The 21418-nt window shown below is 40.2% G+C and carries 18 protein-coding genes and 4 pseudogenes; 11 read left to right on the top strand and 11 right to left on the bottom strand.

Translation table 11 applies throughout. From position 1 onward, the window contains the following. Nucleotides 1-10 precede the first annotated feature (10 nt). Nucleotides 11-1018 carry an AraC family transcriptional regulator gene (locus CXF80_RS15850; protein WP_101033903.1) on the bottom strand — a complete coding sequence of 336 codons (1008 nt, stop codon included), beginning with the start codon at nt 1016-1018 and terminating at the stop codon, nt 11-13. Nucleotides 1019-1210: 192 nt separating this feature from the next. Here CXF80_RS15850 and CXF80_RS15845 point away from each other — a divergent pair, with 192 nt between their 5' ends. The 4 genes from CXF80_RS15845 to CXF80_RS15830 all read left to right on the top strand — a co-directional run bounded on the left by CXF80_RS15845 (nt 1211) and on the right by CXF80_RS15830 (nt 5106). Further along, nucleotides 1211-2677, top strand: a complete 1467-nt coding sequence (locus tag CXF80_RS15845) for a flavin-containing monooxygenase (RefSeq protein WP_101033902.1) — start codon at nt 1211-1213, stop codon at nt 2675-2677. Between the two features lie 59 nt (nt 2678-2736). Then, nucleotides 2737-3510 (top strand): SDR family oxidoreductase, encoded by a 774-nt coding sequence (locus CXF80_RS15840; RefSeq protein WP_232772123.1) that lies wholly within the window; start codon nt 2737-2739, stop codon nt 3508-3510. A gap of 42 nt (nt 3511-3552) precedes the next feature. Further along, on the top strand, nt 3553-4653 hold the full coding sequence (locus tag CXF80_RS15835; RefSeq protein ID WP_232772122.1) for an alpha/beta hydrolase: 1101 nt from the start codon (nt 3553-3555) through the stop codon (nt 4651-4653). A 174-nt stretch (nt 4654-4827) separates the two neighbouring features. Continuing rightward, nucleotides 4828-5106, top strand: coding sequence for a DNA polymerase III subunit epsilon (locus tag CXF80_RS15830; RefSeq protein ID WP_101033900.1), 279 nt, complete (start codon nt 4828-4830; stop codon nt 5104-5106). Nucleotides 5107-5229: 123 nt separating this feature from the next. On the opposite strand, the gene CXF80_RS20805 is transcribed toward CXF80_RS15830, so the two are convergent. The 3 genes from CXF80_RS20805 to CXF80_RS20300 form a co-directional block, all read right to left on the bottom strand. Continuing rightward, nucleotides 5230-5382: a hypothetical protein gene (locus CXF80_RS20805; protein ID WP_443019093.1), complete on the bottom strand. Its 153-nt coding sequence runs from the start codon at nt 5380-5382 to the stop codon at nt 5230-5232. 357 nt (nt 5383-5739) lie between these two features. Beyond that, nucleotides 5740-5985: a hypothetical protein gene (locus CXF80_RS20305; RefSeq protein WP_198554776.1), complete on the bottom strand. Its 246-nt coding sequence runs from the start codon at nt 5983-5985 to the stop codon at nt 5740-5742. Between the two features lie 75 nt (nt 5986-6060). Continuing rightward, nucleotides 6061-6303 (bottom strand): hypothetical protein, encoded by a 243-nt coding sequence (locus CXF80_RS20300; RefSeq protein WP_198554775.1) that lies wholly within the window; start codon nt 6301-6303, stop codon nt 6061-6063. A gap of 576 nt (nt 6304-6879) precedes the next feature. Here CXF80_RS20300 and CXF80_RS20800 point away from each other — a divergent pair. After that, nucleotides 6880-7012: pseudogene (locus tag CXF80_RS20800) on the top strand (nuclease); the annotation flags it as partial. 519 nt (nt 7013-7531) lie between these two features. On the opposite strand, the gene CXF80_RS15815 reads toward CXF80_RS20800, so the two are convergent. Then, entirely contained in the window at nt 7532-7882 is a 351-nt protein-coding gene (locus CXF80_RS15815; protein WP_232772121.1) for a hypothetical protein, read from the bottom strand. Nucleotides 7883-8239: 357 nt separating this feature from the next. On the opposite strand from CXF80_RS15815, the pseudogene CXF80_RS15810 reads away from it, so the two are divergent. After that, a pseudogene (locus CXF80_RS15810) lies at nt 8240-8702 on the top strand (TIGR00645 family protein). 81 nt (nt 8703-8783) lie between these two features. Here the strand turns inward: CXF80_RS15810 and CXF80_RS15805 are convergent. Continuing rightward, nucleotides 8784-9968 (bottom strand): annotated as a pseudogene (locus CXF80_RS15805) (IS4 family transposase). A gap of 247 nt (nt 9969-10215) precedes the next feature. On the opposite strand from CXF80_RS15805, the gene CXF80_RS15800 reads away from it, so the two are divergent. After that, nucleotides 10216-11454, top strand: coding sequence for a hypothetical protein (locus CXF80_RS15800; RefSeq protein ID WP_157822243.1), 1239 nt, complete (start codon nt 10216-10218; stop codon nt 11452-11454). A gap of 689 nt (nt 11455-12143) precedes the next feature. On the opposite strand, the gene CXF80_RS20295 is transcribed toward CXF80_RS15800, so the two are convergent. After that, the gene (locus CXF80_RS20295; RefSeq protein ID WP_198554774.1) at nt 12144-12389 is read right to left on the bottom strand and encodes a helix-turn-helix domain-containing protein; all 246 of its coding nucleotides are present in this window, start codon (nt 12387-12389) and stop codon (nt 12144-12146) included. Nucleotides 12390-12511: 122 nt separating this feature from the next. Beyond that, a pseudogene (locus CXF80_RS15790) lies at nt 12512-12652 on the bottom strand (transposase family protein); the annotation flags it as partial. A gap of 269 nt (nt 12653-12921) precedes the next feature. On the opposite strand from CXF80_RS15790, the gene CXF80_RS15785 reads away from it, so the two are divergent. From CXF80_RS15785 to CXF80_RS15770, 4 genes are all read left to right on the top strand, one after another. Beyond that, the gene (locus CXF80_RS15785; RefSeq protein WP_157822242.1) at nt 12922-14661 is read left to right on the top strand and encodes an ArnT family glycosyltransferase; all 1740 of its coding nucleotides are present in this window, start codon (nt 12922-12924) and stop codon (nt 14659-14661) included. A 40-nt stretch (nt 14662-14701) separates the two neighbouring features. Continuing rightward, complete coding sequence (locus CXF80_RS15780; RefSeq protein WP_101033897.1) at nt 14702-15691, top strand: glycosyltransferase family 2 protein; 990 nt, start codon at nt 14702-14704, stop codon at nt 15689-15691. Nucleotides 15692-16134: 443 nt separating this feature from the next. Then, on the top strand, nt 16135-16947 hold the full coding sequence (locus tag CXF80_RS15775; protein WP_101033896.1) for a class I SAM-dependent methyltransferase: 813 nt from the start codon (nt 16135-16137) through the stop codon (nt 16945-16947). A gap of 53 nt (nt 16948-17000) precedes the next feature. Continuing rightward, entirely contained in the window at nt 17001-19067 is a 2067-nt protein-coding gene (locus CXF80_RS15770) for a glycosyltransferase (RefSeq protein ID WP_157822241.1), read from the top strand. A 622-nt stretch (nt 19068-19689) separates the two neighbouring features. Here the strand turns inward: CXF80_RS15770 and CXF80_RS15765 are convergent. The 3 genes from CXF80_RS15765 to CXF80_RS20290 form a co-directional block, all read right to left on the bottom strand. Next, nucleotides 19690-20202, bottom strand: coding sequence for an Sbal_3080 family lipoprotein (locus CXF80_RS15765; RefSeq protein ID WP_101033894.1), 513 nt, complete (start codon nt 20200-20202; stop codon nt 19690-19692). Nucleotides 20203-20637: 435 nt separating this feature from the next. Then, on the bottom strand, nt 20638-21135 hold the full coding sequence (locus CXF80_RS15760; protein ID WP_232772120.1) for a Fic/DOC family protein: 498 nt from the start codon (nt 21133-21135) through the stop codon (nt 20638-20640). Nucleotides 21136-21220: 85 nt separating this feature from the next. Then, nucleotides 21221-21379, bottom strand: a complete 159-nt coding sequence (locus CXF80_RS20290) for a hypothetical protein (RefSeq protein ID WP_198554773.1) — start codon at nt 21377-21379, stop codon at nt 21221-21223. Nucleotides 21380-21418: the final 39 nt, after the last annotated feature.

The raw sequence follows: 21418 nt of genomic DNA, 5'->3' as shown, positions 1-21418 counted from the left end.
GCACAGGTGGCTATCGCTGTTTTTTTGCCTGCTTTCGATACTGGCTTGGGGTCATGTTTTTGCAGCGCTTAAAGCTGTGGCTAAAATTAGCCCCATCACTAAAACCAAGGCGTTCAGCAATTTCATCAAGTTGTATCGGCGTTAATAATAACGCTTCGGCGATGCCAAAACGAACATCATCACGCACTTGGCGCCAACTGGTTTGTTCTAGTGTTAGTTGACGATGTAAAGTGCGAGTGGTTCGCGCTAAATGCTGGGCGATGTCTTCCATTGATGCTGTTAAGCCTAAGTGTACTAAGGTGTCTTTTACCAACTTAGCGACAGGCTGCCAGTTTTGCTTTTGTTGCAGAAGTTGGCTGCATTGCGCTTCACATAGTCTGGCGGTGGCTTCATTGGCTTTTATCAATGGCAAATCTAATAGCGTTGCCAATCCAGCAAAACCGTTATAGCTGGCATTAAACTCAATCTCAGCACCCAGTCTTTGCTTTATATCTTCGAGTGACAAGCCTGCGGGCTGGGGCGACGTAAACTGCAATTGTATCGGCCAGTCGTTACTTTCAAATACTTCTCGTTGGATCATAGCGGCGCCCAACATGTCTCTGACTAACACCAGTTCGCCTAACTCACCAGGAATGTCGCATGAGAACCTTAGGGATAAATCGTCTTTAAGCTCAGTTAATGTTATCTGTGAAAAAACATAGGTTAAATCTAGATAACGTAAGCCTAATTCAATCGCCTTTCTCGCAGTACTGCTCGCCAATAGGGCATAGCCCATGATGCCATAACTGGTCAGGTGATAACGGCAACCTAACGCCATTCCTACCTTAAATGGGCATCTGCTATTCAGCATTAGGTTATTTAACACCTGTAATTCTTGCTTGTCTTCAACTAGTTGCTCGTGATCTGTTAATTGGGCGCTCACCAGCCCCGACCCTTGCAGCAACCGATCTTGATCAATACCCAGCTCGATGCCATAAGAAACAATAATTTGCACACTGGTAATGCTGCGAAATGTCATAACTGATGGCCGCCATGTCTTAAAATCACAAATATACGTCCCTTTAGCGTGTAGATCAATTAACAATAGTTTTCTATGCTGGAAGGATAATACAAATCGTTAACATTCTTTGAATGCTTAGAGGCATTATTACTCAAAGCAGCAATAACAACAGCGAATAACGAATAACGATAGTCATCATTGAGGGTCCCGATGAACCAAGTAAAGCGAAACCCTTCAGTTGTCATCATTGGCGCAGGCATGACGGGCATCTTAATGACCATTAAACTGCGCCAAGCTGGTATCACTGACATTGTAGTTCTAGAGAAAAAAGACTGCGTGGGCGGAACGTGGCGAGAAAACACCTATCCAGGGGCTGCCTGCGATGTACCCGCTCACATGTATACCTATTCATTTGAACCCAATCCCAACTGGAGTCGCTTTTTTGCCCATGGACCAGAGATTAAACAATACTTCGAGCACGTGGCAGATAAGTATGAGGTTAAACGAGACATACGCTTTAACGAAGCGGTTACTGACGCACAATATACCAATGGAAAATGGACCGTAAAAACCAGCCAACAGCAAACCTATATTGCCGATTTTATAGTGTGCGCCACGGGCATTTTGCATCATCCGCAATTTCCAGACATTCCCGGACTAGCAGATTTTAAAGGTACGACATTTCATACCGCCCAATGGAACCACGACGTCAACATATCCGCTGCAACCCGGGTTGGGGTGATAGGTACAGGGTCAACCGCCGCACAAGCCATACCCGAATTGATTAACACGGGTGCTAAAGTCTCGATTTTTCAGCGCACACCACAATGGCTAATGCACCTGCCCGATTTTACCTTTTCAAAAACCAGCAGAAAGTTAATGGCTCGCTTTCCCATCATCACCAAAATTCATCGCAATACGGGCAAGTTTTTTCTAGAACATTTTTTTACCAAAGCAGTCACGGGACACTTTATCCAAAAGCATGCGTTAAATTTTTTGTGTAAAGCCAATTTACGATTAAGCATCAAAGACAAAACCTTACGGGAAAAGCTGCGACCTGAATATCAAGTAGGCTGCAAACGGGTCATTATCAACACCACCTTTTATAAAGCCATTCAAAAACCCAATGCTGAGTTAATAACAGAGGGCATTGAGCGCATTACTGCTACGGGCATTATCACTAAAGACGGTAAACACCATGATCTAGACGTGTTGGTGTTATCGACGGGATTTAATGCATTTAATTTTATGCGCCCAATGAATCTTATTGGTCGTAACAATTTGCACATTGATAAAGCCTGGCAACATAAAATTAAAGCATATCGATCAATGTTGCTCAGCGACTACCCTAACTTCTTTTTAATGCTCGGCCCCAATACCCCCATTGGTAACTTTTCGGTTATCGCCATGAGTGAAGTTCAAACAGATTATGTGATCAAATTGATCGATAAATGGCGTGACCATGAATTTGATGAGTTTGAAGCCAAGCAACAAGCCATTGACGATTTTAATGCCTACGTAAAGGAAGGGTTAAAGGGTACGAGCTGGGTTGGTGGATGCCAAAGTTGGTATTTAGATGCCGATGGCGACCCAATTTTATGGCCTTATACTTGGCAGCGATGGGTGGATGAAATGAAACAGCCGCAGATGGAACACCTTAATACCCGATCATTTTAATTGGCGACTAATGGTAACGACTAGCGGTAACGATTAGCGGTAACGATTAACTGGATTTTATGATGAACAAAAACACCATCTTGATTACCGGCGCGGCTTCCGGCATTGGCTTAGCGGCAGCACGGCACTTTCATAAAATGGGCTACTGGGTCGCCATGGCCGACCTAAATTTAGCGCTATTAAAAGACGTCACCAAACCATGGGATCACGCTCGGGTGCGGCTATTTCAACTTGATGTCAGTGATTTTACCCAAGCACAAAATGTTGTGGCCGAATTTTGTGCTGAACATAATAATAGCTTAGCGGTATTACTCAATAACGCCGGCATATTGGAGATAGGTCCTTTTGAAGACATACCTATCGAACAGCATCAGCGCACGCTAAGTGTCAATGTCATCGGTGTAATGAACCTATGTCATGCTGCATGGCCATATTTAAACAACAATGGCACAAGTACCATTATCAATATGTCGTCAGCCAGCAGCGATTACGGAGTGCCAGAATTGGCCAGCTATTCGGCCAGTAAATTTGCCGTAAAAGCGCTTACCGAGGCGCTAGAACTAGAATGGAAAAAGTACGGCATCAGTGTATGCGATGTTATGCCGCCCTTTGTCGCCACCAATATGCTTAAGTCACAGAAAAACAATGCAAAAGTCATGCAACGATTAGGCGTTAATATCACCGCAGAAGATGTGGTAGCAGTTATAGATAAGCAAGTAAGGCAGCCTAAAACCCACAGAACGGTGAGTGTTTTTTATGGCCTATTACATAGATTAAGTAACGTATCACCAGCGCTTATCAATCGCCTAGCAATGAAGTTTTTAAGTCGATAAAGCTTTTTTAAATGCGTAACAATAACAACAAGGCCTATTAAAATGGACAGTTTCAACAAGCCACCGGCACAAGGCATTCAATCACACAAAAAACAGCTATCCATCGAGCAATTACAAGGCAAATCACTACAAGCCCCCCAACTTGAAGCTAAACAATTAATGGCCGCAAAGATGTTGTCATTAGCACCGTTATACAAGTTGCCAGTAACATTATTCAGATATGTATTTCTCGCGATGGACCGAGTACTTGGGCTGACTAAAATTGAAATGGATAAGGTGGTTAATTTAACTGTCCCAGTGAGCGCTGGCACTCCTCTTATGGGCACTATTCCTTTGAACGAACATAGCCCCAGCGGTACTAGCAATAGCAGTGATAGCACAATAAAGCTTCGCATCTACCATCCCAGCGCCAAAACACCCCAAAAAACACTGGTGTACTTTCATGGTGGCGGCTGCGTCATTGGCAGTATTAACACCCATGATCGCTTTTGCCGCTACCTGGCTAAACATGGCAAGATGAACATTATCTCAGTCGGTTATCGACTGGCCCCAGAACATAAATTCCCAATCCCGATTTGTGATGCTATCGAAGCGTGGAACTATATCAATGCCAACCATCAACAACTTAATATTAATCCACAACACATAGGCGTGGGTGGTGACAGCGCAGGCGGATATCTAGCGTGTATCATCGGTTTACATTCACTGCAAACATCACTGCCAGTACAGGCAAAAGTAACACCCGCATTTCAGTTTTTAATCTACCCAATGGTAGATTTACAAGGCTTAACCGAGTCTTATCGCCGTTTCAATAAGCAATTAATACTCACCCGCGATTTAATGGATTATTTCAGGTTAAAATATTTAAACTCTCTCGACGAAGTCACTCTGCCCTTAGTGAGTCCACTGCAAGCAGCAGACATTAGCGAATCGCCAAAAAGCTACATATTAACCCTTGGTTTTGATCCATTAAGGGACGATGGCATTGCGTATGCGCAACGCCTAAAAGCAGCAGGCATCAACACACAACACCAGCATTTTGATGATTGCATGCATGGCTTTATTTCAATAACAAAGCTCAGCGCGCGCGCCAAACAAGCCACTCATAACATAGCAATGGCATTAAATCGCTTTAATGATTGATAATTGATTGATGGATTGATGGATTGATGGAAAGTTTACTCAAACATCACGTATTTCCAGCTAGCGAGACAACTTATGCTAAAATGCACCAATCAGCTTTATGAATGTGCAACTCTCATTTGTTTGACTGAGCGTAGTGAAACGCTACCGTGATTAACTAATGAGGATACAACAATGAGTAAGTTAAATGCCGAAGAACGTAAAGCCCGTGATAACGAACGTTTTTCACAACGAGTGGATGAACGCAGGGTAAAGGGCGAAGATGTTGTTGCGTATGCACTTGCCAATGATAAAGCGTTTAAGTTTCTGACCAAAGATGAGAAACATAGCCTTAAGGAAAGACAAGCAGCGCTTGCAGAAGACGTCAGTATTAAAAGACAGCAACAAATCGAGCTTAAAAACCAGCAAGAATTAGACAAGGTTCAAGCAGAATTTACTGATACCGCACAGTAAGCCCCTATCAACAGCCATTGTTAATGATGATGGCTCACCCACACTCAAATGCTTATTTTTATAAACTAAAATCGATAAAGATAGGCATTTGAAGCGGCAAAAAGCCCGCAAGCACCAATTCCACTAGAATTCATCTATGACATGAAATGCTCTATATTCATCAAATGCAAACTGATCTGTCATTCCGCTAACATAGTCAATAATTAAACGAGTTCGAAAATAAAACTCACGGCAATCTGCATCGTCTATTTCAGTTTCTAAATGCAGATCTTTCATTGCGATTTTGTATGCTGCTTTATGTTTTGATGACAATTTTTAAATAACCTTTAACGTAAATTGAAATACTTTTATCATCTTCATTTATTAAAGCACTAAATTGAATTTCCGATAGCATTAGAAGAGGGTTTATAACAATCCATAAGTCCATTTAATACTCGATAACCCTGTAATTCTCGGGCTTCAACTTCTGGATGACAAAATGCTTCTTCTCGAGCTACCTGTTTGAACGTTTCAACGATGACATGATTAACACTACAGTCTTCAATTAGTGCACGGTTAAAACTACCGTTATATACTGACTCAATGTTTTCAATGAAAACCTTTTGTGCATGCTTAGGTAAACGTCCATTGACCTCAACTCGTAGAAATACAAAAACATACTGATATTTTCACAACATCGATTGGATGCTCTTTTAACATTTCGTCCATCGCATCTCGCTCTGGAACACCAAAATTTTCAGCAACCTCCTTAAACTTTTGGACAGTGCGACTTTCATTTGATGAACTGACAAAACCCTTTTCTACGGCATCTTCAAGATCAGCAATACCATAAGAAATATCATCAGCCGCTTCCATGATGTAGGAAAAGGTGAACGACAATGCTCCTCGATTTGGAGTGCTTGTCTTAATTGGAAAATATAGTCACTTTCGCTTAAGTAAAATCCTACTTTTTCTTCAAATAGCTAAATTGATCATTGTCACTTTTGTTCGGTTTTGATCTTTACCACAACGGGTATATTTCATGATCCCCGAAGCTTGGGTATAAGTGAGGTTTAACTGTAATAAGCTATGGATCAACCTAAGACCTTGGGCATTTCCCTCAAAATGGATTAAGTCTCTAGCGACGTCATCAGGTAATGATTTACCATACACCCCAGAATATATCGCGGTGATGTTATTTTCGAGCCAATCGATCAATGCGGCTTCACCAAAATGGCCAAAAGGAGGTTGCCCACATCATGCATTAAGCAGGACATCTCGACGATGGTTTCAAGCTCTCTAGCAAGTACTTTTAAACCAAAATTTTCTTTTCATCTTCGCTTTTAGTAAGCTCTTCACAAATAAGTTGACTGATGTAACGTCCAACTTGCTGCACTTCTAATGAATGGGTTAAGCGACTACGCACAGCAGCATTTCGTTCTAATGGGAATACTTGGGTTTCTGTTGTAATCGTCTGATTGCTGCCGAATTAATTATCCGACCGCGATCACTTTCAAACTGCTTTGAAAGCGGAATATTCAAATCATAAGGTCTGGTGGCTTTTATTTTTGTATTGAAATTAATATCCATATCCATTCACTTTATTTTTAAATTACAATCAAAATACAGCTATAGTAATTAAAATCCAATAGCTTACCGTAAATATCGTAATAGATATCGACAAATACCCAATAGTCATCACATGCTCGACTAAATTAAATATCTAGCTTTTACAATCTTAATAGCGATATTATGAAATTGTTTTTATCATATTTGAATGGAAACTGTTGATAAATGATACTTAAAACTAAATCACTACAAATTACTAAAACACCGCAAACGATTGCCGAACAAAACAATAACAGGACGTGGCCTTCTTCTTACGCCGCGCGTTTAAAACCATCCCGAAGTACTGGTTATCAACGACTCCGCAAGTTGACGTTATTCCATTCCCACCAAAGCTGTTGCAGCAAGTACCACAAATACCGGGACCTTAAACGGTGCTGCAGCAAACTATTAATCGTAATCAAGCTAATGCAACAATACTCGCACCAGCACTCGCTATAGCGCCCGACCCGCAGTCACACTCCATATTAAGCTGTAAGTATTGCGGCGAAACAACACAATACACCTCCATGTACGGCAAGTTCGGCTACGACATCAACTGCAACCGGTGCAGCAAAACACCCAATGAAACAACCGTGCACACAGTGTCAAAGTAAAAGACTAAAGTCACCAAACGCAAGGAAACCCACACCCTGAATTGTGTTGATTGCGGATTTAATGTGCAGATGATTTAAAATGGAATAAAGTTTACTCTGACCCACTCACTGGACCCACTCACTAAAGTTTACTTCGCCCTGACGAACCCTGATAGCGATCACTCCAAAATGACTAACGTACCCACCGCATGAGCTCGTTAGCATCTATCACCGCGATCTGCCTTTTAGTTAGATTCCTGCTGAGTCAAAGAGTAATAACTCTGAAGCGCTGGCACGATGTTTAGTGATGAACGCCTTTCCTCAGGAGTACCCACTCTGGCAAGAAGAAAGAACACATTATCACCAAGATGAGCACGAGCTTCATTCATCTGCTCAGTCTGGCTGATACTCGCAACAAGGTTAGGATCATAGACAAATACTACCGAAGGCTTACCCGTTCCGATTTGTTCGTGGGTCGCCTTAAACCCCTTGGGCATCACCATTAGCAACAGTCCAAACAGCAAGACGATGGATGCAATAACACTTATCGTAATCCAAGGCATTTTACGCGTCGCGTTTGAATTATGTTTATCCATAATAATAGGTCCCTCTTTTAACGGTTGAAGTACATAGCCAAGCAACTCAGTATAATTAATAAAGCTGAGGCCTAGATTAAAATTGTTGCGATAAATAAACAGTAGATGATTTAGACGGCAATAATGCATACTCTGACTTAACCAAATTCTGACCCAACTAAATTCCAACGTCTAAAGACATAATGCAATACACTATGCATCATGCAAAGTGTACAGATGATACATCATCAAGCTCACTACTGTATGCAAGCGCAGATAAAGTTGATTATGTTAATATTTTAAAATAAGTGGTTCGGTTGATTTATAGCGTTTTTATTTGAAGGATTAAATTTTTATGGAAAAGTGTTTGAAAGATTGATGTATGCATCACGCTGGATCATGGCGCCTATTTATCTGGGATTAAGCCTAATCTTATTCGCCTTAGGCATAAAGTTCTTTCAGGAGATCTTTCATCTCCTACCCAATATCTTCTCGATAGCAGAAGTTGATTTGGTGCTAATCACACTATCACTTATCGATATTACCTTAGTCGGTGGTCTGCTCATCATGGTGATGTTTTCAGGCTACGAAAACTTCGTATCACAGCTTGATGTGGGTGAAAACAGTGAGAAACTAAACTGGCTTGGCAAGATGGACGCCGGTTCGCTTAAAACAAGGTGGCCGCGTCAATTGTAGCGATTTCATCCATTCACCTACTTAAAGTATTTATGAATGCCGAAAATATCGCGAACGACAAGATCATGTGGTATCTACTCATCCACATCACTTTTGTGTTATCGGCCTTGCCATGGGATATCTGGATAAAATTACCCGCAAATAATAGCAGACTGTAGTTGTGCTGACGGCATAGATAAATAGTGGGGTAGAAAGTTGACTCTTACCCTGAGGGATCCCCACGAATTTAATAGCATGCTTGTGGATCCTTGATTAAATCTTGTAGCGTCTTGATCCCTGTTTGCCAGTGAGATTTCAGCAGCCTCAAAGACTTATCTTTGTAGGCTCTTAATCCTATAAATTGGTTTGATAAAACATTACGATGTTTGATCGAATTTGCTTGGTATTGCCTATGCTTATCAGCCGCTTTGACTGCCAATCCTAGCAGGTACAATATAAATTGAGATAGACAGGCGATGAGTAGCAATACGCTTAGTTTATGCATAATCCTTGAGCCACTCTCATTCATTTTCAAACCCGTTTTGACATCCCTAAAGCTCTCTTCTATCTGCATCCTTGTCGCATAAATTTTAACGACCCTTTAGCGGTAGCACTTGAATTACATAGTGATGTCGCTAGTAGCCAAGGCTCTTTTCTCGTTCTGCACTTGCACGAGACTGTTTACTCCGTCTAGCTTTGTCACCTGTGGCCACTTTATCTTTTCGACCTTTGCGTTGCGCTTAAAATAACTAAGCGTGATTTAAAGACACTTTTCACCTAACAAGTAAACGCCGAGACTTTTGGCCCTAGCACTTGCTTGAACATAGAGTTGCTTAACGGGATACCAGTCATCCACAAGGCATTTTTGCAGTGTGTTCGGTTTCTAAATCGACCTACGTAATCCCAGTTAAGCGACAATATTTGCTTAAACCAAGGGATCCGAAAACCTGCGTCAGTAACGATAATAGGCTTGCAGTCATTGGGTAGCATAGCCTTAAGTTGAGTCAGGAAGAGTAAATGGGTTTTAGGCTTCTCTTTTTGTTTAGTGGATGTATTTCTTCATAAAGTGTCAGTGAACGTCCTCGAGCGGCAAGAGATGCTCGAATGAGAAAATGCTGCTTTCGGTCATCAAGATCTGACCAGTCGATATGAATGATTGGCTGCTTCATTTTACCCACTAACAAATGTGTCATTCGAGTATAGACACACTCGATTTCACGATGAATATTAGCATTACTACAAAGCCTATCTACACGCTTAATCTTATGTTTTCCTTCGCTTTATTCGTTATGTTACGGCCGAGTCCCGTGATAGAAAGTGGACCACCATTCATTGAGCTTTCAATGGCAGCAAACAAACTAGTACGAAGTGTTTTGTGCATTAATGGGGTGACAAGTGAGAGGCATTTTGATAAAACATGTTTAGCATTCATGGTATTTACTCGTGGTAATATTTGTTTGGCGATAAATTTGATCACCAAATGCCATGAATGTTCCTTTCTTTTACTTATCTCTTTATTTATTCAGTTCTTTTGTGGGGATTCGTCAGACTCTTACCCCACTTACTTCTTGGTGAAAATTTAACATGACTTAATTCAATAAATGAATATTACCGCAATATTGTTCAATCACCCGCAATTTATTGAAAGTATAATGTTAAAAAAAATTATAGGACTATGTATGTTGGATATAAAAAACATAAATTTGATCTCGCTAATCGGTATTTTGATAACGATAACTTTAGTGTCTGGATGCAATGCTAGAGGCATCATGAACCTACAGAGTGGGAATGTTTTTGCGTCTCAAACTTGGCACAATGAAGACAACAGCTTTACCGTACCATTTGTTTGGCACGATGGTCATATCATTATTGAAACAAAAGTTAATGGAGCTAAATCATTACGTTTAGCACTTGACTCTGGAGCCTCTACTACCGTCCTTTTTGAAACACAAAGAACTAAATCACTACCTTTAGATATAGGGCGAGAAATTAAACTTCGAAGCAGTATTGTCAATGTTGTAAATGACGTTTTGATAGAAATTGGTGACATTAAACTCGCAGAGCTTACTATTATCCATGTTCCAATTGACCAGAATCCATTATTCGATAGCTACGAGATGGCCTATTTTGATGGTGCAATAGGCTTTGATATTCTGAATCATTTCAATGTTACTATTCACTACGCAGAGAAACTGGTGACATTTTCTAGGCAAGACGCACATCTCGACTTTATTGACGATAAATGGGTGACATTACCTATTTCTATTCAAGGTCGCATTCCATATGTTGATGCTACTATGGAGAATAGTGAAGGTAATTTAAGTCAATACAGTTATGTTGTTGATACTGGCGCACCAGAGTACATATACCTGAATGAAAAGCTCGCTAAAGGGATTGAATTCCCATCAGTTTTTGTCGAGTCTCAAATTCAAAACTTTGATGGTAAACATGTGATAAAAACCAGTCGTATCAAGTTATTCGGCTTAGCTGGTGAAACATTTTTAGATATTGCTGCAAATGACTTACCTTATTTTGAAGATGACTATGGTGTTGGCTTGATTGGTAGTGGTTTATTGCGAAAATTTGATGTTCATTTTAATTACAGAGCTGGTTACATGGCCTTGCATCGAAATACTTTGTCAAATAAAACCTATATTGACCAAAGTGGTTTTGTACTTGAACCACATCAATTAGGTGGGATTGTTAAGCACGTTTCAGAAGATTCACATGCTGCAATTATTGGGATTAAAGTCGGATCGATTGTAAACAGGATTCAAGGTATAACGCTTAATGAAGAAAATTTTGATCTACTACGAAATTTATTCCGAAGTGAGGTATCGACTTTAATGATTTGCTGGCAGAACGGAAGTGTAAATGAATGCAGCAAATTGAACTTAAACAACAGCTTACCATTATAATAGATGGAATTAGATGGAATTAGATGGAATTAATGGGGTCAGAACAAGGCGTTTTACCACGACGTTTAGCTTTTATCAATCACATAAGTGAGTAGTGAAGCAACGCAGTTATCACCGATTTAGACAAGCTAGATTACATCATGCAGCCCACTGGGAATCAAGCTGTTGATTTTATAAATCTTAATGTCAAACCGTAATTAGCATACCCCTGATTATACCCGCAGTATATTTGATTGAGTAATTCACCTGAATTGCTAACCATTGTTACCGTACCATTGCGTTGCCAAAATTGATTTGGAAAAAAGCAAGGTTATGCAGATTGGATTTGGAACGTCTCGTTGCTACCTGTGATTACCGAGGGAGTATGACTGAGTCATTACCCTGAGACTTTGTCGTTTTTCACTATAAAGTTTAGTCCATCCATATCACTTATACTACGGTGTATTTGCTAATGCCTCTGAACGCTCGATTCGTAGCACCTTAGTATTCAGTTTTTATCTTACCCAGATGTTCCTAATTGTCGAGTGACTGATTGATATCTTGTGCCTTTTCATCATTTCACTACTTATAAAGATTTGGGTAATCGAAGGCTTTTCTAATGTTAAGGCAATGACTTTATCCTCAGTATCCTAGTCTATACGATTGGTATGACGAGGGATACCATACATCCGTTTTAGCGCCAGAGGGCCCTAAGTCTCAAGCAGACGTCGATTGTTGTAGATACTTTCCCTTGAGCAACCACTGATCCGTGCCGCTTCAGATAAGTTACCTAGCTCTTCTGCAAGCTTGATGGCATCAAGTTTTTTCTGAACCTCTTCTCCATATTTCGTGAGTTTGCACGATTCCTTTATTTCAGCGATATAGAGCTTACGACCTGCAAAATAAGCGGTGAAATTACCATCTAACTGCTTCCGTATTTCAACTTTATGGTTCAAGATTGAATACCATAAAGGAGAGTCGATCAAGTACATGGTGTTGTTATAACTGAAGGTATGATCACGACGGATTTTTCTGTATTCCTTTTGAACCAATGGTGATGACCAAGAATGTATTCTCAGATATCGAACCAACCATTCGAACCTGCAATAACAGTGCAAAGAGAACCGAATAGTATATCGAACAATGGATAGGTGATTTTCGCACTTTGGCGGTGGTCGTCAATCGCGCCAAAATGTTCTTTAAATGATTCGATATTCATAATGAGACTCCTTAAAAAAGAGTATAAGATCACAAGCATTTGATCAGGTAAATATTTTTCTGAAACTGCTCAAATAACGTTCACGATCTGACCCTGTGGTATCAACCTCTAACTAGGTGGCCTAATTAACTATGCCACTTCAATCTAATAATCATACTTATTTAACTGTTATTATCAATAAATACAACAATACACCTGAATTTGTACTAATGTTATAGTTAGAAATCATATAAAAAATGGGCGTTAATCACTTGGCAAGGAAACCAACGGTGAACGAATATGGAAATGGCCAAGCATTAACTATTCTGCACGAAGATAACAGTATTGTACTTAGCCAAAAAAAAGTGCTTTCAGCCTTTCTTATATTGGCCCTTACTGCTCGTATCTATGTTGCATATCGTTATGAGATAAACTGGGATGAATTTTTCTATCTTTCCTTCATCTACAAATACACAAATCACACTCTTTATGATAGTTTGCAGACTTTTCATGTTCACTTTTTTACTTGGTTAAAATGGATATCTGCCAATGAAGTGAATCAAATCATCACAGCAAGATTAATCATGTTGTCGCTACAATTAGCGACAGGGTTTTTCATCTATCGGATCAGTCGTCGTTATCTCAATCAGCCTGCCGCACTATTTGCCGTTCTCTCTTACTTTAGCGTTTCATATAACATAAGAATGGGCGCCAGCTTTCGTGCAGATCCATTTGCGACGTTCTGTTTGATGGCAAGTTTAGACCTTATACTCACGAAAGTATTAGACTTAAAGAGGTCCCTGCTATCGGGAGCTTTAATTGCGTTATCACTAATGGTAACGATAAAGTCATCACTTTACCTACCAACATTTGCTTTAATTGCTTTGGCGCTTGGATTAATGCCTGAAAGAGATAAACTGGATAAACGTCACATATTAACTGTTATCGGCTCTACATTTGTCACTTTCTTACTTCTTTATTTTTATCATAAAAGCAGTATTTCCGTAGTGGATTCGACTAAAGCAATCAACACACTATCCGAGAGCTTCAATAAAACGATCAAACATTATGAGTTTTTACCCAGAGAGCGTTATCTTTTTCACTCTTTCAAATTCGATATTTTTTATTGGCTGGTACTCTTGTATGGCTTCAAGACTCTTTGTTTGAACCTCTATAACCCTCAGTCGTTAGACCGACAATCTTCCCTAATATTGGCATGCCTTATCTTGCCGCTTTGTTCAGTATTCTTCTATCGCAATGCGTTTCCCTATTTCTATTCGTTTATGCTGGCGCCTGCGAGTATTATCTGTGGCGTTGCGTGGAATGCTCTTCGGTGGGATCAACATAAATTAAAAGAATCCTTTGGCATTGCCTCTTGTGTGCTCTTATTGATGGGCTTAAGCATCGCTTACCATGGTTTTGTGGTACCTCACAAACAAAACTTAGATAGACAGCACAAATTATTAGAGGTGGTCCATAAGGCGTTCCCCGAACCCACCCCCTATTTTGATCGTTGCTCCATGATAGCTTCCTACCCGCAAGTCGGCTTTTTCATGAGTACTTGGGGAGTCGAGAACTATACAAACAATAACCTACCGGTTTTGAGAAGTGCAATTCTTAACGACACCCCACCATTTTTTATCGCCAATGTTGGGTCTCTGGATTTTAGCCGTCAAACACCAATTCCCTTCATGAAACAGTACGCCATTATTGAGAACGATCTATCTACTTTAAAAGAGAACTACATTCATCACTGGGGTGAACTATATGTCGCCGGTAAGCAACTATACTTACCTGAAACGAGACTTGAATTTTCAATCGTTATTCCGGGAGTTTATACATTGGAAAGTAAATTTGAAGCCGTTATTGACGGTCTCCCACAACCTCCGGGAAGTTTACTATATTTAGCTTCAGGAGAGCATATCATTGAATCTGATGCTTCAGGTAGCGAATATACTTTACGCTGGGGAAAGACTCTTTACCGACCTACTTACCAACCGGACGATAATGCTATTTTTACCGGTTTTTAACTATTAAGTGCGCTCTTCTACCAATGGAAGGTAATAAGAAATGAAACTAATCGTTCAAATTCCATGTTACAACGAAGCTGAAAATTTAGAAGATGTCATCAATGCGATCCCAAAGAAGATTGCAGGGCTCGACATTATCGAGGTTTTAGTCATCGATGATGGCTCTACAGATGACACGCTCGCGATTGCGGCTCGAGCCGGAGCTCATCACATCATGTCCAACACTTCAAACAAGGGACTTGCCCGTTCATTTCATATGGGTATCGAAGAATGCCTTAAGCTAGGGGCCGATATCATAGTCAATATCGATGGTGATAATCAATATAGAGGGGATGATATCCCCTTATTAGTCGCTCCTCTTATTGATGAAAAAGGCGACATCATAGTCGGTGATCGCGGAGGGTACAATAACCCACACTTTTCCTTTTTTAAACGCTGTCTCCAAGTATTTGGCAGCTTTGTTATCAGAACAATATTGGGGCTGGACATCAAGGATGCCGTGAGTGGTTTCAGGGCTATATCGAGAAATGCGGCGCAGCAGATCAACATAGTCTCTGAGTTTAGCTATACCATAGAGATGCTGGTTCAGGCGAGTGCAAAACGCCTGAGTATCAAGTCGGTACCAATTCGTACCAACCCAAAGAAACGCGAATCACGCTTGTTTAAGTCCATTCCACAATTTCTGTATTTCTCAGTTACGACATTACTGCGCATTTACACTATGTATCGCCCATTACGAGTATTTTTCTCTTTAGGGATATTCGCCATGTTAATAGGCATATTACCGATTATTCGTTTCCTTCATTTTTATATGCAGGGAACCGGTGACGGCCATATGCAGTCATTGATCTTAGGTAGTACTTTGATGACTTTAGGGTTAGTCACTTTTCTGGTCGGTCTCATTGCGGACCTCATCAATTTCAATCGAAAACTGACTGAGAAAATGCTTCATAAAATGGAGAGAATGGATGAAAAAATAAACAATTTAAGACCATCCAACAAAGGTGATAGCAGCGAGGGTAAATCATAATGTTTCGGTATATTCAACAGTATCGTCCCCGATTCCCACAAACAAGCCTGGTCATGTTCTGCACGCCCGTAGTGGTGCGTTTTTGTTCAGCTAGCTATGTCAACTAAATTTTACCCGAACAAAAACTTAATCGATTCAGACGGCAAGATGTTTATTTACGGGCGTATCGCGGATGGATCCAGCGGGTTATGGTAATTGACTGTGGTCAACATTACTTGACCTCAACAGTCTCCCCGTCTGCTATTATAAAGTTGATTGTTTTATAAGCTATTGCAATCGATTCAATGCCAATATAATACCCACCGGTTTTCGGTCGACATCGACTAAGGGCCTAACTCGAAATATTTAATACTCGCGGATAACTTGGTCAATCCCAGTGATTAATGTAGGAGCATCATTATTGCCCAGGGTAGGAATTTCAATCTAATGACAACGAGTTAAACATGAAGACAATGACCGATACCAATAAAGTAGATGTTCACCCAGACTATGGTGTCTTTCTCAGAGACAAAACTTGGGTGCCCGCCCCAAAATATCTTCTACGCCGTTCGAGGGTGCTCAAGATACTCAGAAAATTAAAGCCTGGTCGAGTGCTAGAAGTAGGTTGTGGTGCTGGCGGTATCACCTTCGATGCAACACAAATGGGGTTTAACTGTGAAGCACTTGAAACATCTCTTCAAGCTAGAGGCATTGCAGGTAAAATTCTCGCAAGGGCAAGTTCTCCAGTAAAAATTCATGCTAGTGCGGCCTTATGGAAGGATGAATTCGATGTGCTTATGTCATTTGAAGTGTTAGAGCATATCGAGTTTGACGATGCGGCCTTAAAGGAGTGGACAGGTTGGGTAAAGCCGGGAGGCTACCTTTTGTTGTCGGTTCCGGCGTTAAAATCTATGTGGGGGCCTTCAGATGTATGGGCGGGGCATTATCGACGCTACGAGAAAGATGAATTTATGGCATTACTCAATAATAATGGTCTTGAATGTTTACACTTTGAAGCCTACGGATATCCTCTCTCATATATCACCAACTATGTAAGAAATATTTTATATGCGAGGGAAGTCCAAAAACTCCCTCGTGGAAGTCAACAAGGAACAGATCGCAGTGGTGTTGAACGTTCTAAGGAAGCTGTTTTTTTCCGTATTCAGGCCAGTATTTTTGGACGTGCCTTAATGTTTTTATTCTGTAAAATACAAACCGTTTTTGCCAAATTTGGTTACGGTGATGGATTTATAGTCTTGGTTCAAAAATCAAGCTGATAGCATTAGGAGACTTCTAGATTAAAGAGCAAAATTTAAAGTCGTTGTCCGGATTGGTTGCAAAAATTTTTGTTGTATTTACAATTTTATTTTTCTGCTACTTCGCACAACAACAACTCGAACACTTCCGATGGGAGGCCTCCTACTTTGCTCCTTTGTTTGTTGTTGCGCTTGTCTATTTGGCGATTAATTTTATAGGCGCTTGTATCTGGTCTCTGTTACTAACGGGCGTCGATGAGCCGCATCATTTTTCGACCACTACGCAGATATTTTTTGTGTCCCAGATTGGTAAATATATCCCTGGCAATATCGTCCATTTAATTGGTCGCGTAGTGAACGCTAAATCCATCGGTATCAGGCCGACCAGTGTTTTATATACACTAGCCTTCGAACTCATTCTACTAGTCTTGTCAGCAACAATTTTCGCTGCAATTACTATTTACTATTCGGATCTCAGCCAGTTTTCTGGACATATCCCTAGCCTGATTCAACTTCTGACAATTGGTCTGTTTTGTATTGCCATTGCTACCTTAATCATTTTCTTCTCTCCTAAATTATCAGCGCGTTTGGGACAGCCGGATATCCTGAACATTCCGAAAATGCCACCAATAAGGATTTTTGCCCTTTGCCTAGCCTTGTTTTGGGTGTGCTATATGCTTTTAGGTCTTTCGACTAACTATTTGGCGGAGAGCATTTTCAATGTGAAATTTAATAATATCTTGATCGTTAGTGGTATTTTCACGATTTCGTTTGTAGCCGGATTCCTTACACCAGGAGCACCTGCGGGTATTGGTGTGAGAGAGTTTATGCTGATTTTATTATTAACGCCGATCTATGGCGAATTATGTGCTGTCGGTGTAGCCAGCTTTTCCCGAATCGCCCAAATGTCTGGCGATCTATTAACATTCCTTATCGGCAGGCTGATTTTGAAGCATAGAAAGGTCACAAATATATGGTCTGATTCACCACAGAGTAATGATCAGCTTAGCATTATTTATTGGGGAACCTACGATCTCAGCAAGCCTCGTAATCCTATCTTGCATGACAGTCTGGAACAAGCGGGGTGCAATGTTATAACGTGCCATGAGAATATTTGGACCGTTAATAATGATAAGAGCCAGATTAAGGAATTAAGTCGCTGGCTTTCAATTGCATGTAGTTATCTAGTGGCCTATCCAAGACTGGTGATGAGATTATTTAAACTCAAGAAAAGTGATTTTATTATAATAGGTTACTTGGGTCACCTAGATATATTTGTTCTCTGGCCTTTTGCACGGATCAGAGGCATTCCTATTGTTTGGGATGCTTTTATTTCTCTTTATAATACGGTTGTTGAAGATCGTAAGATGTTTGGCAAGCGCCATCCTGTTAGTCTGGTACTCTATGCTTGGGAGTGGCTCGCTTGCCGAATGGCTGATGCGGTTTTGCTCGATACTAATGAACATGCTGATTATTTTCGCAGAAGTTATCATCTTGAACACAACAAAGTTCATTATACTTTTGTCGGTGCAGAGGCTCATTTTTTTCTAAGTTCGCCCAATATCAAGGACAATGCTAAAGTTGATGGCCCGATTGAGGTGCTTTTTTACGGCACCTTCATACCACTGCACGGCATCAGCACTATTATTAGAGCTTGCCGCTTGGTCCCGAGTGAAATGGCTAACTGGACTATTATCGGTAAGGGGCAAGAGGAATCCAAAATCCAGGCGGAGTTAGATTCCGGCCATATTTCCAATCTAGAGTGGATCAAATGGGTACCCTATGAACAACTTGGCCGAAAGATTCAGGAAGCAGATGTTTGCCTGGGTATCTTTGGAAACACTGAAAAAAGTGCAATGGTTATCCCAAATAAGGCGTTTCAGATCATTGCAGCTGGCAAACCGATAATCACTCGTGACTCCCCCGCAATTGCAGAGTTATTAAATAATACAGATAAAGGTGTCTGGTTGGTGCCGCCGGAAGATGAAGAGGCATTGGCCCAAGCAGTGAAAGAAGCCTACCTGCAACAGGCCGAGCTCCGGAGTTCTGCGCTTTATTCGGATATTCTATACAGGATAAAACCCAAGGCTATCGGAAGCCAGCTCATTGACTCTTTATATCGAAGCAGGGTTATTAGTTAAAGGCTCTGCCTCTTTACAAGATCTGTAATGACAAATGAGGTCTTAATATAGATCAATTTACGGTTGCTCTAATACAAATGCTGATACTCTTATCTACGTTGTCAGCTACCCATAAGGAATCTTCTCCAAAATCAGGTTCATCCGGTGGTGCTACTCTTTCAGCTCTTTTCAAGAAAGTCAGTGATACTTGACGCCATAACTCTGAGCCATAAGTGAATGGCAAGCTGAAAAATCGTAACTTGTTGGTTCGATCTGTCTCTATTGATAAGGATCCCTCAGGGATCAGAGTAAACTTATTCTGAAGTCCTCCCCCCCGATAATCAATAACAACAAGCCCCAATACTGTTAGGTATCGAGGCTTTTTCTTTTCTTTTACAAGAAATTTTGTTTTAGCTTCTAGACTTTAGACCAGCAATGATTTTTGCAATTTTGGCGCAGGATAAATCAGGTTACAACAAGCCGCTTTACCACGACGTTTAGCTTTTCAGCTTTTATCAATCAACTAAGTGAGTGGTGAAGCAACTCAGTTATCAACGATGTAGGTCAGATAAAAGTTTAATCTACCCCCCCCTTTTAATCCAGCCTCTAAGGAGTAAAAAGTAATCTGCCTAACCATCATTTGCTAGCAGTCGTAAGCACAGGTAGGTGCTGATTTAGTACTTCTCTCTTTACCATGCTCTAATTGACGTTCAGCATCTTGTACTGAAATCTTTTGGAAAAACACTTCCATAATTAGATTTAATCTTTCTTCTGCGTTTCCAAACTTATCCATACCACCATACCTTACTGAATCGAAATCAAGTTCAGCCACCTTGCTTCCTTTACTATCAGTAACATCTAAGTTTACGTAACGCATATAAGTTGCCATGTCCCACCACCAGTTAGCATTGAATTCAAACATGACTTGATCATCGCCTAACTCAGCATTTGGACTTGCAGTTTCCTTAGACACATTGTAACCATTATCAACCATCCAGTTAGTCACAATACCCCTAACTTTTGCGGTTTGATCTGGATCGTTTGTCATCACGATTTCTTTTTCAAAGTTTGGATCCATTTGCTTCAGCGTTGTTAGACCATTACTTGAACAACCCGTAACAGCGATTAAAACCAAACCGAGTATTATTTTTTTCATGTCATTTTCTCTTTAGGTTACAAGGGGTTTCACACTAACAATTAAATATCAGCATATCTATTAAAGTCGTTAATATTGATAACTTTACGGTGATAATATAAAAAATATTCGCTAGCTACTCACTATATACATGGATTAAAATCAAAATATTAAATACAACACACAAAAAATGAGTCCAGAGTCTGAGGGATCCCCAAATAAAAAAATCCCTGACACTTTTAAGTACCTAGGATTTTCTTTAACTCGGTTTTAAGCTTCTAGGCTCTAGACCAGCATATATTTCTTAAGCAGAATAAATCGTGTTAGAACAAGGTGCTTTACCACGACGTTTAGCTTTCAGCTTTTATCAATCACCTAAGAGAGTGGTGAAGCAATGCAACCTGTGTTTTCAAGATAGCTATCACCCGATTTAAGTACCGAGATATTCGATAATAATTACATTGATGAAGTGGCATCACTCAATATTTGATTTAACGATCTTAGGTCGCCTAAATACCCTTGAATGTTTGCATTTACCCATTCATCTTTCGAAATATCAGGCCAATTAACACTCAGACCAAAATAGAAAAATAGCTCCTCAAAGAAAAACCGTTGTGTTCTTCCATTACCCTCTCTAAATGGGTGGATAATGTTCAACTCACAGAAAATATCCGCAATTTTAGTGATTAATTGATCTTTTGAATCGAATCGTTCCAGTAATACAATTCGAGAGAATTGCTTGTTTGCTTCTGCCTCAATTCTTGAACAAGTACAAAAACGTGTCTCACCCTTAGCAATATCAACGGTTCTAACTTCGCCAGCCCAATGGAAGATGTCTTGAAATAATTGCCTGTGCAGGCGCATGAGATGCTTTAAATTAAAGTCTTGTATCGAGGTAATTGTTGATGAGTATTCACTATATCGAATAGCAGTAAATGCTAATTCTGCTTCCACGAGGTTATCATAATCTTGAATGTTAAGTTTATTTTGAAGTACTTCAGAATCTGGGTAACAGTAACTGTCGTGGCTTACCCCATACTTATCGCGCATATTTCAGTTTCAAATCATTAATCGATTTTCCAACATTTTCTTTTTTTGTAGACAAACCTTCATAACGAGAGCTCATTTCAAAATTACTCATTTTCGGGGTGAAAATGCGTGTATTCTTCGGTGTTTTATTTGTTGTTGAATTTGCCATTATACCCTCCTCGATAATGGCTATATTATAGCCTAATTT

Origin of the sequence: Shewanella sp. Actino-trap-3 (assembly GCF_002836275.1) — a bacterium.
Taxonomy (GTDB): Bacteria; Pseudomonadota; Gammaproteobacteria; order Enterobacterales; family Shewanellaceae; genus Shewanella; species Shewanella psychromarinicola.
The sequence above is the reverse complement of the archived record's forward strand: the minus strand, read 5'-3'. Positions and strand labels throughout refer to the sequence as shown.

What these genes read in the sequence shown, in the direction of transcription:
- CXF80_RS15845 (WP_101033902.1), top strand. Translation starts at nt 1,211, where the DNA reads ATGAACCAAGTAAAGCGAAACCCTTCAGTTGTCATCATTGGCGCAGGC.
- CXF80_RS15835 (WP_232772122.1), top strand. Translation starts at nt 3,553, where the DNA reads ATGGACAGTTTCAACAAGCCACCGGCACAAGGCATTCAATCACACAAA.
- CXF80_RS15815 (WP_232772121.1), bottom strand. Translation starts at nt 7,882, where the DNA reads ATGGATAAACATAATTCAAACGCGACGCGTAAAATGCCTTGGATTACG.
- CXF80_RS20290 (WP_198554773.1), bottom strand. Translation starts at nt 21,379, where the DNA reads ATGGCAAATTCAACAACAAATAAAACACCGAAGAATACACGCATTTTC.
- CXF80_RS15775 (WP_101033896.1), top strand. Translation starts at nt 16,135, where the DNA reads ATGAAGACAATGACCGATACCAATAAAGTAGATGTTCACCCAGACTAT.
- CXF80_RS15800 (WP_157822243.1), top strand. Translation starts at nt 10,216, where the DNA reads ATGTTGGATATAAAAAACATAAATTTGATCTCGCTAATCGGTATTTTG.
- CXF80_RS15830 (WP_101033900.1), top strand. Translation starts at nt 4,828, where the DNA reads ATGAGTAAGTTAAATGCCGAAGAACGTAAAGCCCGTGATAACGAACGT.
- CXF80_RS15840 (WP_232772123.1), top strand. Translation starts at nt 2,737, where the DNA reads ATGATGAACAAAAACACCATCTTGATTACCGGCGCGGCTTCCGGCATT.
- CXF80_RS15765 (WP_101033894.1), bottom strand. Translation starts at nt 20,202, where the DNA reads ATGAAAAAAATAATACTCGGTTTGGTTTTAATCGCTGTTACGGGTTGT.
- CXF80_RS15780 (WP_101033897.1), top strand. Translation starts at nt 14,702, where the DNA reads ATGAAACTAATCGTTCAAATTCCATGTTACAACGAAGCTGAAAATTTA.
- CXF80_RS15850 (WP_101033903.1), bottom strand. Translation starts at nt 1,018, where the DNA reads ATGACATTTCGCAGCATTACCAGTGTGCAAATTATTGTTTCTTATGGC.
- CXF80_RS20805 (WP_443019093.1), bottom strand. Translation starts at nt 5,382, where the DNA reads ATGAAAGATCTGCATTTAGAAACTGAAATAGACGATGCAGATTGCCGT.